15 protein-coding genes and 1 other annotated feature (1 of these 16 cut by a window edge) are annotated in these 16,077 nt (G+C 35.5%); of the genes, 13 read left to right on the top strand and 2 right to left on the bottom strand.

Annotated features, from left to right (window positions below; translation table 11 throughout):
• Positions 1-197: a binding site (T-box leader), on the top strand (it extends 74 nt beyond the left edge of the window).
• 111 nt (positions 198-308) lie between these two features.
• The 9 genes from AC3WTB_RS10020 to AC3WTB_RS09980 all read left to right on the top strand — a co-directional run bounded on the left by AC3WTB_RS10020 (position 309) and on the right by AC3WTB_RS09980 (position 9,263).
• Complete coding sequence (locus AC3WTB_RS10020) at positions 309-1,169, top strand: SAM hydrolase/SAM-dependent halogenase family protein (RefSeq protein ID WP_260775078.1); 861 nt, start codon at positions 309-311, stop codon at positions 1,167-1,169.
• Between the two features lie 14 nt (positions 1,170-1,183).
• Positions 1,184-1,741 carry an ECF-type riboflavin transporter substrate-binding protein gene (locus AC3WTB_RS10015; RefSeq protein ID WP_024424020.1) on the top strand — a complete coding sequence of 186 codons (558 nt, stop codon included), beginning with the start codon at positions 1,184-1,186 and terminating at the stop codon, positions 1,739-1,741.
• A gap of 19 nt (positions 1,742-1,760) precedes the next feature.
• Entirely contained in the window at positions 1,761-3,476 is a 1,716-nt protein-coding gene (locus tag AC3WTB_RS10010) for an ABC transporter ATP-binding protein (RefSeq protein ID WP_260775077.1), read from the top strand.
• Complete coding sequence (locus tag AC3WTB_RS10005; protein WP_039182811.1) at positions 3,467-4,297, top strand: energy-coupling factor transporter transmembrane component T family protein; 831 nt, start codon at positions 3,467-3,469, stop codon at positions 4,295-4,297. The genes AC3WTB_RS10010 and AC3WTB_RS10005 overlap by 10 nt, the downstream gene beginning before the upstream one ends.
• 161 nt (positions 4,298-4,458) lie before the next feature.
• Positions 4,459-4,629, top strand: coding sequence for a CxxH/CxxC protein (locus AC3WTB_RS10000; protein ID WP_008360116.1), 171 nt, complete (start codon positions 4,459-4,461; stop codon positions 4,627-4,629).
• 80 nt (positions 4,630-4,709) lie between these two features.
• Complete coding sequence (gene rlmH, locus AC3WTB_RS09995; RefSeq protein ID WP_492333674.1) at positions 4,710-5,189, top strand: 23S rRNA (pseudouridine(1915)-N(3))-methyltransferase RlmH; 480 nt, start codon at positions 4,710-4,712, stop codon at positions 5,187-5,189.
• Between the two features lie 271 nt (positions 5,190-5,460).
• Positions 5,461-5,823 (top strand): hypothetical protein, encoded by a 363-nt coding sequence (locus tag AC3WTB_RS09990; RefSeq protein WP_277722560.1) that lies wholly within the window; start codon positions 5,461-5,463, stop codon positions 5,821-5,823.
• A gap of 168 nt (positions 5,824-5,991) precedes the next feature.
• Complete coding sequence (locus AC3WTB_RS09985) at positions 5,992-7,905, top strand: DNA methyltransferase (RefSeq protein WP_277722561.1); 1,914 nt, start codon at positions 5,992-5,994, stop codon at positions 7,903-7,905.
• Positions 7,905-9,263: a TRM11 family methyltransferase gene (locus AC3WTB_RS09980; RefSeq protein WP_277722562.1), complete on the top strand. Its 1,359-nt coding sequence runs from the start codon at positions 7,905-7,907 to the stop codon at positions 9,261-9,263. The genes AC3WTB_RS09985 and AC3WTB_RS09980 overlap by 1 nt, the downstream gene beginning before the upstream one ends.
• A gap of 62 nt (positions 9,264-9,325) precedes the next feature.
• Here AC3WTB_RS09980 and AC3WTB_RS09975 read toward each other — a convergent pair whose 3' ends face one another.
• Positions 9,326-12,208, bottom strand: a complete 2,883-nt coding sequence (locus AC3WTB_RS09975) for a DEAD/DEAH box helicase family protein (RefSeq protein ID WP_424624296.1) — start codon at positions 12,206-12,208, stop codon at positions 9,326-9,328.
• Between the two features lie 160 nt (positions 12,209-12,368).
• On the opposite strand from AC3WTB_RS09975, the gene AC3WTB_RS09970 reads away from it, so the two are divergent.
• From AC3WTB_RS09970 to AC3WTB_RS09960, 3 genes are read left to right on the top strand one after another with little or no spacing between them, the layout of a single operon-like run.
• Complete coding sequence (locus AC3WTB_RS09970; protein ID WP_492333673.1) at positions 12,369-12,818, top strand: JAB domain-containing protein; 450 nt, start codon at positions 12,369-12,371, stop codon at positions 12,816-12,818.
• Positions 12,819-12,828: 10 nt separating this feature from the next.
• Entirely contained in the window at positions 12,829-13,338 is a 510-nt protein-coding gene (locus AC3WTB_RS09965) for a DUF1643 domain-containing protein (RefSeq protein ID WP_492333672.1), read from the top strand.
• Positions 13,339-13,343: 5 nt separating this feature from the next.
• A complete protein-coding gene (locus tag AC3WTB_RS09960) occupies positions 13,344-13,640 on the top strand; it encodes a hypothetical protein (RefSeq protein ID WP_340994322.1) in 297 nt (98 codons plus the stop codon).
• 40 nt (positions 13,641-13,680) lie between these two features.
• Here AC3WTB_RS09960 and AC3WTB_RS09955 read toward each other — a convergent pair whose 3' ends face one another.
• Entirely contained in the window at positions 13,681-14,133 is a 453-nt protein-coding gene (locus AC3WTB_RS09955) for a sigma factor-like helix-turn-helix DNA-binding protein (RefSeq protein ID WP_340994320.1), read from the bottom strand.
• Between the two features lie 172 nt (positions 14,134-14,305).
• On the opposite strand from AC3WTB_RS09955, the gene AC3WTB_RS09950 reads away from it, so the two are divergent.
• The gene (locus tag AC3WTB_RS09950; protein ID WP_492333671.1) at positions 14,306-16,066 is read left to right on the top strand and encodes a DUF927 domain-containing protein; all 1,761 of its coding nucleotides are present in this window, start codon (positions 14,306-14,308) and stop codon (positions 16,064-16,066) included.
• The last annotated feature ends 11 nt before the right edge of the window (positions 16,067-16,077 follow it).

Raw genomic sequence — 16,077 nt, 5'->3', positions numbered from 1 at the left:
AATAATGATTCGAAAAATGGTCTCTGAGCCTCGTGCTGAACATATCTATGATATTAGTAGGTGACGACGAGAGTTGGTACTCGTTATCAAAACCACAGTATATGAGCCAGATTGGAGCTTTGTACTTGTAGAGGCTGTTTAGCGCGAGCAAACAGTAAATAAAGGTGGTACCACGAGACAAATACCTCGTCCTTATGATTCAAAGATAAGGATGGGGTATTTTTTATTGTCCACTTTTTTTCATACAATTGTTCAAATGTTCCACGTGAAACACCACATCCATTTTTTCAAATGAAAGGGAGATTGACATGAGTGAACATGCATTGGTTTTACAATCAGATTTCGGCATTGATGATGGAGCTGTCAGTGCAATGTACGGAGTCGCAAATACGGTCAGCATCCGCATCCGCATTTTTGATTTAACACACAATATTCCGCAGTATGACATTTGGGAAGCTTCTTATCGTCTGCTTCAAACCGTCACATACTGGCCGGAAGAGACGGTATTCGTTTCCGTCGTTGACCCAGGTGTTGGGTCAGAGAGAAAAAGTCTTGTTGTCAAAACGACAAGCTCACACTATATCATTACCCCAGATAACGGGACACTCACGCACGTCGCGCAGGATATTGGCATTGTGGAAGCCCGTTATTTAGATGAAACCATTAACCGGCTGCCAAAGTCGGGAAAATCACATACATTCCATGGGAGAGATATTTACGCTTATACAGGGGCAAGAATTGCATCAGGTGTCATTTCTTTTGAAGAGGTTGGGCCAAAGGCGAATATTGATGATATTATCCATCTTCCAGTCGTACAGGCATATGCGGAAGAAGATGTGATCACAGGGACGATTGATATTTTAGATGTGAGATTTGGAAACCTATGGACAAACATTCATCACACGCTATTTGAACAGCTTTCAATTAATTATGGGGATGCAATAGAAGTTACCATTGCCAACGGGCCAAAAAATGTGTATAAAAATATCATGACCTATGGACGATCTTTTGCCGACTTAAAGGTAGGCGAACCACTCGTATATGTCAATTCACTAGACCATTTAGGCGTGGCGATCAATCAAGGGTCATTTGCAAAGGCTTATAACATCGGTACAGGCACAGGCTGGCGCCTTTCGATTCGCAAAGCTCCGCGCATTATATACGAATAAGAGGAGGATACATCATGGCAGGAAAACAACTTTCAACGAAAACTGTCGTTGCTATTGGAATTGGCGCAGCCGTCTTTGTGATTTTAGGACGATTTGTCTCCATTCCAACTGGAATTCCGAATACACAAATTGAAACCTCATACGCATTCCTTGCATTAATGGCCGTGCTATTTGGTCCTGTTGCAGGCGCACTGATTGGTTTTATTGGCCATCTCATTAAAGATGCGACCACATTTGGCCCTTGGTGGAGCTGGATTATTGTTTCGGGTGTGGTTGGTTTATTGATCGGCTTCATTTCTAACCGTTTAAAAGTAGAAGAGGGAGACTTCGGCTGGAAGAAAATCACGCTCTTCAACGCCGTACAAGCAGGCGCACAAGCATTAGGCTGGTTTATCATTGCTCCTGTGCTCGACATTGTGATCTATGCAGAACCTGCGAACAAAGTATTTGTTCAAGGCATCGTGGCAGGGATTTCAAACATCATCACAGTTGGTGTATTAGGAACCATCATCATTGCAGCCTATGCAAAAACGAGAAGCAAAAGCGGCAGTCTATCGAAAGAAACATCATGAAGCAAGGTGGAACACATAAATGAAGAAACCGATGATTCAATTCGAACATTTCGGATTCAAGTATCGCAGTCAGGCAGAACCAACATTAAAGGATATCAACCTGACCATCTATGAAGGAGAAAAAGTTCTCATCGCAGGCCCGTCTGGATCGGGAAAAAGCACACTAGCCCATTGTATCAATGGGCTAGTTCCTGCGTCTTATAAAGGTTCTATGGAAGGAAGTCTTCACATCGGCGGGAAAAATGCAGAGAAAGAGAACATTTTCACCCTCTCCCAGCTTGTCGGAACGGTGCTTCAGGACCCTGATGGACAATTTATCGGGCTGACCGTTGGAGAAGATATCGCATTTACACTTGAAAATGATCAAGTCGCACGTGAAGAAATGAAAACACGTGTCGAGGAAGCGGCAAGATTAACAGAGGTAGACGGCAAGCTGGCATCGTCCGTGCATGAGCTGTCAGGTGGACAAAAACAACGTGTCGCCATTGCGGGCGTACTGGTCAACGATGTCGACATTTTGCTGTTTGATGAACCACTTGCAAGCCTTGATCCCGCAACAGGTAAAGAAGTCATCGACCTCATTGACCGGCTGCAAAAACAAACGAAAAAAACCATTGTGATGGTTGAGCACCGATTAGAGGACGTCCTCTTCCGTCATGTGGATCGCATCATCGTTGTCAATGAAGGAACGATTGTAGCGGATATGACACCAGATGAATTGCTCGCCTCAAATGTTCTAGAAGCGGCGTATTTACGTGAGCCTTTATATGTAAAGGCGATGAAATATGCAGGCATTCCGGTCGCGCCTGGAGATCAAATCGCTGATTTACAGCGTCTCATCTTAGACGATGAGGCAAAAGAGAAAATTGAGAAGTGGATGGAAGCGTCTGAACCATCAGTAGAGCAGATTGCAGCACAGGATTTACTAGAAGTGCGTGAGCTGAGTTTTGATTATCCAACAAGACCAAACACGCTGAGCAACATCTCTTTTACGGTCAAAAAAGGAGAAATGATCAGCATCGCAGGAGCCAATGGAGCAGGCAAGACAACATTATCTAAGGTGCTCTGTGCGTTTGAAAAGCCAACGAAAGGCTCAATTCTTTTAAATGGTGATGACATCACAGGAGATACGATCAAACAGCGCTCCGAACGAATCGGCGTCGTCATGCAAAACCCCAATCAAATGATTTCAAAACAAATGATTTTTGATGAAGTCGCACTCGGTCTCGTTTTAAGAGGCGTAAAGGAAGAAGAGATCAAAGAACGGGTGGAGCGGGTCCTGAAAGTGTGTGGGCTGTATCCATTTCGGAACTGGCCGGTTTCAGCGCTCAGCTTTGGACAGAAAAAACGCGTCACCATTGCGTCAATTCTTGTATTAGAGCCAGAAATCCTCATCCTAGATGAACCAACCGCAGGACAGGACTTTAAACATTACACAGAGATGATGACGTTTTTAGAACAATTAAATCAGCAGGGTGTCACGATTTTCATGATCACCCATGATATGCACTTAATGCTAGAATACACAACAAGAACCATTGTCATTTCAGATGGAGAAAAAATCGCAGATGATACACCAGCCAAAGTACTGACAGATCAGCTGCTTGTCCAAAAGGCGAGCTTAAAGGAAACTTCGCTGTATGAACTGGCGCTGAAAGCTGATTGGCCGAATCCAAATGAACTCGTGGATCGCTTCATTGAGGTTGACAGAAAGGAACGAATGACATGGCTGTAGACATGCTGTCCTATATCGATCGCCCGTCGCCGATTCACCGGCTGACAGGTGCCACCAAACTCATTTGCTTTATCCTCTGGTCATCCGCAGCGATGCTCACGTATGATACAGGCGTTTTAGTGTTTATGCTAGTTGCTAGTATCGTGTTCTTTCAGCTATCAAACGTGCGATTTCGTGATATTTCCTTCGTGGTGATCGTCCTGGCGATTTTCCTAGTGATTAATAACATCGCCATTTACATCTTTGCGCCTCAGCAAGGTGTCGCCATCTACGGAGCAAAGCATGAGCTGTTTCATATTGCCGGCTGGTACAACGTCACACTTGAACAGCTTTTCTATCAGTTGAACATTACGCTAAAATACGTGACCGTGATGCCAGCAGCGCTTTTATTTATTGTGACAACAAATCCAAGTGAATTCGCCTCATCGCTCAGCAGAATTGGGGTCAGCTACCGGATTTCCTATGCGGTAGCGATTGCCTTGCGCTATATTCCAGATATTCAGCGGGATTTTCGCACGATCGCGATTTCTCAGCAAGCAAGAGGGATTGATTTATCGAAGAATGAGAAACTTGGAAAACGCATTAAAAATGCGCTGTCGATTGTGATGCCGCTGATTTTCTCCAGCTTGGAGCGGATTGAAACGATCAGCAATGCGATGGAGCTGCGCGGGTTTGGAAAGCATAAAAAGCGTACATGGTTTACGACAAAAGACTTTCAAAAAGCAGATTATGTGGCGTTCATATTTGTTGGTGTGGTACTGATTGTTTCGTTAGTGATTACATTTGTTAGAGGAACGAGATTTTATAATCCGTTTTTATAGAAAGAAGCCTTCACAGGAGTGGAGGCTTTTTTGTTTGGTTTGTGGATAAAAGGTGTGGAAAATGGTAAAAGACTATTAACATGTGAATAAATCGGTTATATTGAACAATGAGCGAAACACTTGTGAATAACGAAACAACATATTGGAGGAATTAGAAACTTATGAACAAATCACTTTATGCTTGTGCAGAACACATAGAAACCGTATTAGACATGTACATAGATGATCACGAAACGCCGCCAGAATTCAGAAAAATCGAACATACACACAGTTTATCCACAACCTGTGAATTGTGCGATGAACCTGCAATATATATAGTGGGGAACGAATGATCGGACACAAAATACACAAATTTTATCCACAATTGTTGATAACTTATATGAATAACTTGTTCTTAAGGTGGGGATGACCTGTGAATATATCAATTATCACAGTAGGAAAATTAAAAGAGAAATATTTAAAGCAAGGCATAGCCGAATACACAAAACGATTACAAGCCTATGCGAAATTCGAAATCATTGAGCTCGCGGACGAAAAAGCACCCGAGAATCTCAGCGATCAAGACATGAAAATCATCAAAGACAAAGAAGGCGAACGCATCCTAAGCAAAATCAACCCAGACGCCCATGTCATCACCCTCGCCATCGAAGGAAAAATGAAAAGTTCCGAAGAATTAGCCGATACAATAGATAAGCTGGCAACATACGGAAAAAGCAAAGTATGTTTCGTCATAGGCGGATCCCTTGGCTTAAGCGATGCTGTGATGCAGCGTGCGAATGAGAAATTGTCGTTTTCGAGGATGACGTTTCCGCATCAGTTGATGAGGCTGGTGCTGGTGGAGCAGATTTATCGGGCGTTTCGGATTGTGCGGGGGGAGCCGTACCATAAGTAAATGAGGTTTATAAAATTTATATCTGATATGTATATCAAAGGCAACTTAAGATGCTTAATGGCACTCGTTGCTTCATAACTAAAATCCTTAAAGCGAGCAGACAAAGAGGAATATCTATTTATGATATGTTTATAATCATATTCACAAAAATAATTAGCCAAAATGTAAATCTTCATTCTGATATAATTAGAAAGGTTTAGAAGGCAAGTTATGATGGAAACTATTCCTGATGTTTAATAATGTTATAGAAATACATAAAGGAGTATTGATAGTGAGAGAATTACAGGAATTTACCAAAAAATATCAAAAGGAACTCGATTATCATATAAAGGAAGATAATTATGATAGAAGTAAAGAATCCCTACTAATGAATCATATGTTACTTTCTACTGAAGTAGCTGAAATAGCTGAGCTTCTAAGGGAGCTTTTTACTACTACAAATGAGAAAAAAATTGAAGGTTTAGCTGAAATTGAAGCTTTTAAGTATGCAAAGGGCAAGATTTCTGATGACTTAGGTAAAGAAATCTCTGATTGTGTTGCTTACTTGTGTAAATTAGCAAACTTTTTTGAACGTGATATAGAAAAAGATTTTTATGATAAAATGGAAGAAGTAAAACAGAGGGTTAAAAGATAATAATTTAAATAAAACCAGATGGAACTTTGTTAATGAAGAACCCATTTGGTTTTATTTATGGATGAAGTCTTTTAAGAGTTGCTATAGAGTATAGAAAGCTTAGTAGAGCGTGTGTTATAATTAAGTATTAAAGGAATGTACGTTCTATATTTGAATGAGGTGTTACTTTTGATTGAACCAATATCAAAATCAGTAAAAGCAAGCTCGCATACAGCACCATATAAAATGCATAAGTACTTCGCAAGAAGACCATATAATGTTTTTCAAAACTTAATTCAGCATTATACATCAGAAGGTGATGTCGTTCTTGATGTATTTTGTGGTGGAGGAGTAACTGTATTTGAAAGCTTGGCTTTAAGTAGAAAGGTTATTGGAGTTGACCTTAATCCGTTAGCAACCTTTATTACAGAAATGCAAGTTAAATATGTGCCTATAGACGACTTAAAAAAACTTTTTGAGCAATTTCTAACTAAAGCTAAAGAAAAATATAACCATTTCTATGAATTTGAATTAGAAGATTCAACTTATGATATTCAGTGGGTTGAATGGGCATATGTTGTTTCTTGTCCAATTTGTAGCAGCTCAATTGTTTTAAGAGAAGAAAATAAAGTTATGAAGGAAGATGGAAAGTATAAGAATGGCTTTTATAACTGTCCGAATAAAGATTGCTCAACTAATAAGGGTACTAAAATAGGAGTTAAAAGAACTGAATGTAAACCTCTTTCGAGCACTCCAATTAGATTAAAAGTTAGTAATAAAGAAAACTCAAATACTTTTGTACATGTACTTACTGATCGGGAAATTGGAAATATACTTAAAAAAGACTACTCCTGTTACTTAACTTCACAATTAGTTAAACCAGATGGGGATATACCTAATGATTGGGATAGAACTCATGAAGATAAACTGTTCGAAAAAGGAGTAAGTAAATTCAGCGATTTATTTACTGAAAGGAATTTTATAGTAAACGTTCTAATATACAATGATATTCTTTCTTTAAGGAGTAGTGTATCTAAGGATTTATTAGACTGTCTATATTTTGCTTTTAGTTCTTCTTTGAGATATACAAATAATATGTCTAGAGTCACTGAAAATTGGGAAAATGGTAATCCTACTTCAATGGACAAACATGCTTATTGGTTGCCTAACCAGTACATCGAAGCAAATGTTATAAAAGCACTTGAACGTAGAATGAGTGCTGTAGTGAAGGGCTTAGATTTCACAGTAGATAAAATGAAAGATAAACCAACTTTAGCTCAAAACTTTAAGGAGCTAATAGAAGATGATGGTAGTTCATATATGATTTTAAATCAAAGTTCTTCTAATTTGCCTATTCCTGATAGAAGTATATCTGCAGTAATTACAGACCCGCCATATGGTAGCAATGTTCAATACGGTGAATTGAGTTCATATTGGAATGTTTGGCTTAAAGCTTATAAGCAGTTAGATGACTTTATCTTTAATAGAGAAGAAGCTGTTATGAATCGAAAAAAAGTTTTAAATGGTTTCAAAGATGTTCATCATTATGAAGAGGTTCTGTATCAAGTTTTTCATGAATGTAATAGGGTTTTAAAAGATGATGGATATTTAGTCTTTACTTTTAATAATAAAAACTTAAAAGTGTGGATAGCTATGCTAAAAGCAACTATTCGAGCAGGCTTTATTATAGCAAAAAATGGAGTTATATTCCAAGATTTTGTGCAGTCTTATAAAAACACTTCTCATCTAAAATATTCAGGTAATGTTCATGGAGACTTTATTTACTCATTTGTAAAAGGTGAGCATGAAATTAATGAATCTTTACGAAATAGCGAGCCAATGGAGTATATAAAAACAACCATATCCTCCAAAATTAAAGAGTTATTTAGGAAGAAATACAGTTATACTACAGCGCAACTCTACCAAGAACTGTTTTATGACTTAATCAGTGTCCTATCAGATTTAATTGTAATTGATATTAATGCAAACGATAGTTGGTTTGCTCAAATTGAAGAGCAGTCTAATGATATTATAGATAGAATTCTTAAAGCGGAACTGATTTTTGAAGAAAATAAGTGGTGCTTAAGAGAGGAAAAGAAATAATGACGTCATTAGTTAAAGTTTTAAATGAGAACACAATTTATAATAGTGAGAGGTTAAGTAACTTTATAAAATATCTTGAAGAGAAATACATTATAAAAGATGAAGTCATATTTTTTAATCAGTTAGTTAACTTTTCCCAAAACAATTCTATTCCTTTACATGGTTGGTTTAAGTATAGAGAAGGCTATTCACATACATTAGTAAGGGAGATGATTACTAGGTTCACAATTGATACAAAAAAAGAATTTATAGTTGACCCTTTCTGTGGTGCTGGTACTACCTTAGTAGAGGCTGCAGTTAATAATTTGGATAGTATGGGGATTGATGTCAATCCGATGTCTGTTGCAGTAACAAACGCAAAGACGAATAGCTATTCAAAAGCAGATATTGAAGAAGTAAAGTTATTGATTGAGGAAATTCCTTCTATTGATCTTGATCAGACAGAAATAATTGATTACGAGGATATACAGCAATATTTTAGGGAAGATAACTTTAGAGCACTTCTAGCAATAAAAGAATTTGTTAATAATATATCTAAACCTAGTGTGAAAGAACTTTTCTTCTCTGGTTTCTTATCAATAATTGAGGACAGTTCAGACCGTAAAAGGGATGGAAATGGGTTGAAAAAATCGCTTTCTAAAGTAACTTCAGTTATTGATTTTTACTATGATAAAATGAAGTTACTTATGGCAGATATCAGCGAATCTTCATTTTGTAATATAGGAAAGGGTTACTTTGGATCTGCAACACAGTTAGATAAATACGTACATGAGTTCTCAGAAGAAATCAATAAAAAGCCAGGATTGATCGTATTTTCGCCACCATACGCTAATTCATTTGATTACTTTGAATCTTATAAGATGGAACTTCGAATGGGTGACTTTATTCCACGTTTAGGTGTAAAAGGTTTAAGTGACTTACGAAGACTAGCAATCAGGTCATTTGTTTCAGCGGCCAAAGATCCTATTGAAGTAGACGAGATTATTGATTTAATGGCTATTGAAATTGAAGAAGCAATTCCTTTAAAAGAAACTTATACTGGAAAAAAAGACAGTAGAACTAGAAAAGTACCCCAAATGATAAGGGGATACTTTCACGATATGGGGAAGGTGCTCGAAAAGTGCGGCAAGGTATTAGAATCTGGTCATAAATGTTGCATAGTAGTCGACCAAAGCTCATATCTAGGGAAAATTGTCCCAACAGACTTATTTTTAGCATATTTAGGTGAACAAGTTGGTTTTAATGTTAAAGAGATTATCATTTGTAGAAAAGCCAAAACATCAGGACAACAGCTTCAGAAATACCCTTACTTAGCAGAATCTTTAAGGGAAAGTATAGTAGTATTAGAAAAAAAGTAGGAACAATAAAAATATAAAAAGGGAATTTCTAATTATTTAGAAATTCCCTTTTTTGTATGAAATTAGAGTGTTATATATTTTTTTCTTAATAGGTCAACGTCTTTTGTTTTGGATGCTAATTCTTCCAATTCATTGGATTCCTCTAACAAGGTTTCGATATTGATTTTTGCTCCTGGTTTCATTTCAATCACATGCTTCTCCGTTGGGCTCATCTGAAAGATGTTATCAAATGAAAGGAGATGTTTTACAAAATAATTAAACTGATTATAAGAAGTACCTCTAGAAGTCCATACATCCTTGTAGTCTATTTCAATGTCGAATTTTTTGTTTAGGATTTCTAAAACTTTTTCTTTATTATCATCATTGAGTATTTCAACAGCAGAGTATGTGTTTTGAAGGAAAATAATTTGGTCGATTGCATTGTCAATTACAGAGCTTTCTGTCGACTTTAATGGGTAAAGCCCATAGATAAAATCAAGTTTTCTAATCCTGTTTGTTTCTTTTATTACTTTAAGCCATGCCCTGTATGGAAATAGAAATTCATTGGTTTCTTTATTGAAAATATGGTATCTCAAAAGTTGACTTTTAAAGATTGGTTCAAAGATGTTGTTATCTTTTTTTATTGCTTTACCAATTTCAGTTATTGAAAAAACCTTAGCACTTTTTTCAATAGCACCTAAGCGGTAAGTGTGTGAAACATTATTGTTATTAATTTTAATATCACTACTAGAAAGTTGCTCCTGCATAGAAGAAAATTTACTTAGTGTAGGGATAACTAGGCTACTTTTATATGCATCCATATTATAGTCTCCCATGGAAGTAAATACACGTTTAATACTCCCTTTTCTTTCACCTTTAGCACCTGTAAAGATTACTTTTGCTGTATCTTTAGAATCTTTTTTATTAATTTCACCAATTCTAAACTGTAGTGATGTTTCAAAGTTCTCAATTCGAATTTTATTAGGCGCAAATAGCACTAATTTTTGTTGTAATTTTTTGTTGATAACACCTCTCTTTGGACTATATCCTAATGCAGCCATACTATAATTTACTTCATCAATAATTTGAGCAAGTGTATGGTCTTGGTCACGAAGAGCTTGAATTACACTGTGTAAAGTATCAAATGTTTCCGATTTTAATCCACTAAATGACTGTTCTTTTGAAGGTAAAATTACAGGTAAGAGTATATAAGAAGTTTTATCATCGTTCTTTTTCTTACGCAATGCCCTTCCAACTGCCTGAATTATATCAACAGTTGAATCTTTAGAATCGGCAAAATATACAGCATCTATTGCTGGTATATCGATTCCTTCAGTTAAACATTTAGCATTTGAAATTACACCAAATTCACCTTTTTCAAAGTCAGACAGAATTTGTTTTCTTTTTCCAGCGGACATGCCCCCATTAACATGGTTTAGATATAAAGAAGAGTCTTTAATCGATGGAGCTACTTGTGAAAATACGTCTCTTAAAGATAGTTGATTCTTAGACCCACTTACAAATTTTGATGCAATATCTACTCTACTGTGGTAACTTACAATTTTTTTTATGCCTAATTCTTTTACTGCTTTAGCAAGAATTACTTGCTTTAATAAATTTTCAATTGTGGTTGAAGAGGTTCCATCACCTATATCTACCTGTACATAGGAGTTTTCTTTTGCTAGTTCTAATAATTCATCCTCTGCCATTGCACATACCACTATTTTATAATCAGCAATAATCTTTTTTTCTATTGCTGTTCCAAAATTTAATTCCGAGAATGTTGGCCCGTATTTCAACTTATCATCCATAGAGAAAATTTCAATTCCTGATTCTTGAGCAAAATTTTTGACTCTTTGAGTGATATTTCTTTCTGTAGCTGTTAAAAATAATCTCTTCTTCACTGGGATGTATCTATCTTCTAAAGCGTATACAAACATTCGTGAATCCTTAGTTCCAGCTGTTCTATGAGCTTCATCATACAAAGCTAAGTCGAATGAAAATTCATGTTCAAGCTTAATCAGTGCGTTCATTATAGCATCGACTGAATGATAGGTACTAAAGATAACTTTTGGATATTGGGACTCTTTTGTTAAAAAGTCTTTAATAACTTCTGGGTCTGTTGTAACAGGGAAGTTAACCTCATTTATACCTAATTCATTTGTGTCTTCATGTAAACTTGATATTACAGATTCATCACTACAAACGGCCAAAAATGTTAAAGGATGTTTCGTTTTCGTAGTCCATTCTTCAATTGTTTGCTTAATTAAGGAAAGAGAAGGTGCAGTAAAAAGAGTGTAATTAGAACCCATTGCATCATGAATCCACTTTGACACTAAAGTTTTACCAATTCCACATGCTGCTATAACCTTACCTCTGTCATATTCTTCAAAACTAGATATTACATCATCTATAATTTTTGTCTGATAAGGGAATGGTGTAGGAAGTGGTTTTTCAGGGATTTGTTGACCTTTAAAATTAATGGACAAGGCCTCAAAGAAACTACTGTCGAGGTTATCCAAATCATTTCCTAACACAGCCATTTGCTTTTTCCGTCTAACATTTTCAATTGGTAAGGAATTTGCATTACTGAAAATCAATCTGTAATCCGCATATTCTGACTCAGTCCAGAAAGTAGCTAACTCACGATAAGTGGGTTGCTCTCTATTAGTACGAAACTTTACTTGGTAAGCGACTAATTTACCATCATTTCTAATATAAACTCCATCAACACCTCTATCAGTCGCTTCTAATTTTAGAGTGTCAATAATTTCTTCAGGTATTTCATGTCTCATAAAAACTTTATTTATTTCATAAAGAGAACTAAAGTATTCGAGATAAAATTTTGCGAAATACTCCATTAAATCTCCCTTTTCGGTATTTAATTCGATGGACTCTAATTCATTTTCTAATTCAATCCAAGAGTTAAATATTCTTGTTAAAAGTTGAGTACTGGTTTTCATCATACACATCCCCCTTACCGTAAAAAAAATTTTAAACGTGTAAATCATACATGCAGTGTATTCCGTTTTTGTCGTAAAGTCAACCTAAAAGTTAAATAATAAGAAATCAAATATATATTATAAATAAGACCAGAAATACTTAACTTAGAAATGAGGTTAAATAGTGAAATCATCAAAAAGAGTAAATATTGTTTCAATTAAACTTGTTAAAGAATCAAGTATTCTTTATGAAAATAGGAGGATTCGTTCTCCTAATAATGCGTATGAATTGGTAAAGGATTTCTTCAAGGGGAAAGATCGTGAACACTTTATAGTAGTGTCATTGGATACTAAAAATCAACCATTAAGTATTAATATTTGCCATATTGGTAGCTTGAACGCTGTTCTTGTAAGCCCTCGTGAGGTCATGAAACCCGCAATATTATCTTCCGCTGCTAGTATAATTGTAGCTCACAATCATCCTTCTGGAGACATAACAGAATCTAGAGAAGATATTGAGGTGACTAGACGTCTTGTTGAAGCGGGGAAACTTATAGGAATTACTCTACTAGATCACTTAATTATTGGCGATGGAAAATATACATCTCTAAATGAAAAAGGATATATTCAATAGGAGCGGGAAAATGAAATTAATCAAAAATATGATCAGGACAGAAGTCATTTATGATGATGGTTTGCACAATAAGTTTTTAATCAAAAAAGAATGGAATCAGTACGAGAAAAAGGCTCTTGTCATCATGAAAAAGGCAGGCAAAGCAAATGAAATATTGTTAGATCAAACAACCATGTATGTTACGAATAATCTCTTTAAATTGGGCTATGGTAGTGTAAATATCGTAAATCTGTTCCCTACAATCAAAGGAAAAGAAACAAAAGAATCTATAACCACAAATATGAAATGCATACAAGAAGCAGTCCAAAGTTCAGATGATGTAATTATTGCGATCGGGAAAGGAGCCGAAATCAATAAGAGAGCAATGAAAAGACTAGATATGATTTTAGCTTTATTACTTGATAAGAAAGCAAATATTTTAGAGATAGAATCGAATTCTGGAAAAAAAGGTTTTCATCCTCTATATCCAGCATTAAAGAATCAATGGAAGTTAGTTCCCTATAGCAGAGAGAAGGGGTAAATAGAATGAATACCGAGCAATTAATCAATTTATTTAAAAAGAAGTTTGGAGTCAAAATGGAATCAAATAATTTAGGAAATGAGACGGTTTTACTGTATCATGACGAACTTGATACTGCCCTCTTTCCAAATCATTTGTTAGAATTACTTCCGAATCCTGTTTTGATTCACACATATACTTATAAAGAAGACTCAGAGTGGTTGATAGGTATTGCATTAAAGGCAATAACAAATCAGCCACTCTATTTTATTTGCTTAAAAGATGGGAAGAAAGTCGATGAGCAAATATTCAACACAGATTAACAAGTATTTATGGATGTTCTAAAGTTGATCACTAATGAAATCAGAGTCCATTTTCATGAATGTTACTTTTTATTTTTCTGACAATTTTATAAAAATAATCAAGAGAGAAGTCCGTAATAATATTGGACTTCTCTTTATGAAGTGATTGGAAATGTTCAAAGAGTTCTTTAATGTTTAATGCGTCAATTGATCCGATTCTATTAAGTTTCTCGTTATGAATAACTAACTCTTCAATAGTACATAAAGTATCTTCATTTAATTTATAAGGTTTTCGTTTTCTGTGTATTGTGGAGCTTACATCAATCATATTTATGTATTCCGATAGATCAGCATCTGCATCTAGGTTGAGTTCATACATTTTTTTCTGATACCTTTTGATAATTTTGCTAACCGTTCCTCGACTAATTCCCAACTGGTGACTAATTTTCCGCTGTGTTAAGCGTTTAATAAACCATAAGTTATAAATTTCTTTTTTTTTGTCTATTGAAATCAAATGATACCCTCCTTCTCAGCATCATTATTTAATTGTAACGTGGATCAATTTAAAAGTACAATATGGCATTCATCTAATTATATTGATTATAAAAGAACAATATATTATAGGCACCTTTCTAAAATTATGATTTTGAGTATGGTGTTTTTGATTTTATTAAGGAGGGATTTTAGTGATACGTAAAGATTGTGAACCAGCTATACTAGTACCACCCAGTGAGGACATTGAATTATTCCCTTATCGTGTTCAAGGGAATCAGTTATTTAAATTTGATAAAAAAACGGAGGAATACAGATATATCTCCAAAGCAGCTAAAATTAAATCCATAGAACGCTGTTTAGAGACAGGCGAATTAAAAATGAAAATCAGTTTTTGGTCAATTGATTGTTGGATCATAATGGATATTGAAAGATCGGATTTAGATGGAAAAAACACAAAGAAATTTTTGAATCAAGGCATGGATATTATTGGTGATAAAAAGACAAAAGAAGTCTTTTCATTCCTTAGTGAGCACGAGAAGAGCATTCATCCAAGATATTTCCATACAGGATTAGGATGGGATCGAATAAACGGATTTATGAACTATAAAAGCCATTCACTTATCAATAATAATAGAATTGAATCAAGGTATTCGGGTGAAATCAATTTACAACCAAAGGGGTCTCTTGAAGGGTATGAAGATTTATTAAAAGAGTACGTTTTAGGACATGCTCCTCTCGAGCTAATGTTTTGCATAGGTCTCTCTGCTTCATTGTTAGGATTTCTTAATCAGTCAGGTGAATCATTATGGGATTGGTCGCTCATGTGTCACATCCATGGGTTCTCATCTACTGGCAAGACTACCGCTAGTATGCTTGCAGTATCACCTTTTGGTAATCCAAATAATAATCATCAAGGTCTTATCCGTTCTTTTAATGGAACAAAAAATGCTCTCATCTCCTCATTGACTGGCAACTTTGGAATGCCAATCGTCTTCGATGAAACAACGATGAATGAGATGGAAAGCAAGAAATTAAGCTCCCTTATTTATGAATTTTCACAAAATCAAGAGCGAACACGCCTTAATCAAGATTCCACCATGAAGAAAAGTGGCACGTGGTGTACAACGATTATAACTACTGGAGAGCAATCCATTATTAATAGAGCAGAAAAAAATGCTGGGCTTCGGGTTCGATTGTTTGAATTTGAAGGGATCAACTGGTTTAAAGATGCCACTCATGCAGAAAATGTGAAAAAGGCAGTGAAACAAAACTATGGATTCTTTGGAGAAGCATTTGCAAGACTCCTTAATCGTTATCCATCTAGGGAATTGGAAGAGTTGCTAGAAAGAAATAAAGAAGAATTAAAAAAAGAGATGCCTGTTAGTCATTTAGTTGACCGCATTTCTGGAAAAATGTCTCTTATATTAACAACTGTTGATCTTTTAGAAAAAGGATTTGGATATAAATTATGTCGTGATCAGATTAAGAGTATGCTAATTGATCAAGAGAAAAAATCTTGTGAAGATCGAAATATTGGTGAAAATTTTCATAGACAGTTTATGGACCATGTCATTCAACATAGTAGAAAATATTATCAAAAAGGATCTAGTGGAGGTGGCTCTGAAGTTTGGGGCACAATTGAATACGAAAAAGGTAAAACATACGTATACACTTTGTCCAATGTATTTAAAGAAGCTGTAACTTATTTGGGTTATCCAAATGACAAATTGGTACTACATGCATTAAAAGAAAAAGGTGTGCTACATCACGAAAATAACAAACTGAAAATTCGTAAAAATATAAAGGGAGCGAGTAATCAATCAAAAAATGGTGTTTATACGATCTGTATTGTTTTTTCTGAGGATATTTTATCTTTAGAAAAGCCATATGAGAATTTTATATTAGAAGCAGCAGGGGGGGATTTTCCCCCATTCCCCCTTTTATTTAACTGAATGAATTAATA

The sequence above is a fragment of the Bacillus sp. EB106-04-04-XG123 genome (assembly GCF_058791855.1).
This window is presented reverse-complemented; position numbering and strand designations above follow the sequence as displayed.